Genomic DNA, 1,346 nt, shown 5'->3' with positions numbered 1-1,346 from the left:
TGATTTCGAACGACGATGAGGTGGCGTATCAAGCGGCCTTGTCGGGCGCCGGTCTCACGGTGCTGCCCGATCTCGCCTTGACCGCCCGACTGCACGGTGGACAAATGCGCCGAGTGCTGGCCCCCTGGGTCAGCGCCGACGAGTTGAAGCTCGTGGCCACAATGCCCAGCCGGCAATTCATGCCTTTGCGCACCCGCATCTTCCTGGAATTCTTCGTCCAGCACGCCCGCAAAGTCGCCGCATCGCCTCCGATCTGAAATTGGCAGTTCAATCCTCAGCCGGGGGTTGCGTAAGCTGCCATGAAGACCCGCACAGCCTCGCGCAACAGCGCCTTGTTCTCGCGTGCGTCGGGCATCTCCAGCATCAGCAGGCCGCGAATATGGCCATCCCCCAGGAACATGGCCAGGAACAGATCGGCCGCCAAGCGTGGGTTTTTCACTGCCATTGTTCCGGCCTCGCTCGCGCGGCGCAGGTACGCGGCGAGCTCGTTGTTCAGTCGGTCCGCTCCCTGCCGGTAGAACGCTCGGCAGGCTTCGGGATACGCGCTGGCAGCGCCGTAGACCGAACGAAACTTGCCCAGGGCGTCCTCTTCGCGCGTCAGTGCCAGGAACTGTTCGCCGACAGCGAGCAGCGCCTTGCGCGGCTGCAGCGGATCCAGCGCTTCAACACCGGCAGAGCCACCCATCACACGGTCGGTGCGGTCCTGCACCACCGCCTCGAAAAGCCCTTCCTTCGATCCGAAGTGGCTGTAGATGGTCATCTTCGAAACACCCGCCTCCGCAGCGATGGCGTCCACGCTGGCGCGCTCCAGGCCATGGGCGAAGAAGTGGCTGCGGGCTGCTTCCATGATGCGTCGCAAGCGCTCGGGGTCGCGCGGTCGGCCGCGACGCGCGGGAGGCGGCGCGGGTTCGTCGTTTTGTGCCATTGAATGTGTTTGTGGACTTGACAGTCCATTATATGCCGCTAGACTTGCTGTACTAGTAAGTCCACTAAATGCAGGAAACACATGACGCCTCCATTGCATCGCAGCCGTGCCGTCCGCATGCGATCCAGCCGTTCCACGGTGGCCGCGTTGGCAGTGACGCTCCTTTCCGCCTGCTCGGCCCCGCAGCTTCGGGCCCCGTCCCCATCCGTGCCGCTGGCTCCCACCTTCATGAACGACCCGGCATCCGCCGCCGCCACGCCTATCGACGATGCCTGGTGGCGCAGCTTCGGCGACCCCACGCTGACCAGGCTCGTCAGGGACGCCTTGTCGACCAATCAGGACGTGGCCATGGCACTCCAGCGCGTCGCCCAGGCCCGCGGGGGCGCGGATGCCCAGGCCTCCCGCCTGTGGCCGACGGTGG

General features: G+C 65.3%; 2 protein-coding genes and 1 pseudogene. 2 read left to right on the top strand and 1 reads right to left on the bottom strand.

Annotated elements, in window-relative coordinates:
* Positions 1-257 (top strand): LysR substrate-binding domain-containing protein (locus FKP22_RS30540; RefSeq protein WP_233447030.1); only part of this gene is annotated, 257 nt, incomplete at its 5' end.
* 17 nt (positions 258-274) lie between these two features.
* Here FKP22_RS30540 and FKP22_RS30535 read toward each other — a convergent pair.
* On the bottom strand, positions 275-925 hold the full coding sequence (locus FKP22_RS30535; protein WP_141291947.1) for a TetR/AcrR family transcriptional regulator: 651 nt from the start codon (positions 923-925) through the stop codon (positions 275-277).
* A gap of 207 nt (positions 926-1,132) precedes the next feature.
* On the opposite strand from FKP22_RS30535, the pseudogene FKP22_RS30530 reads away from it, so the two are divergent.
* Positions 1,133-1,346: pseudogene (locus FKP22_RS30530) on the top strand (hypothetical protein); the annotation flags it as partial.

It is taken from the genome of Ideonella azotifigens (genome assembly GCF_006519715.1).
Taxonomy (GTDB): domain Bacteria; phylum Pseudomonadota; class Gammaproteobacteria; order Burkholderiales; family Burkholderiaceae_C; genus Ideonella; species Ideonella azotifigens.
The sequence above is the reverse complement of the archived record's forward strand: the minus strand, read 5'-3'. Positions and strand labels throughout refer to the sequence as shown.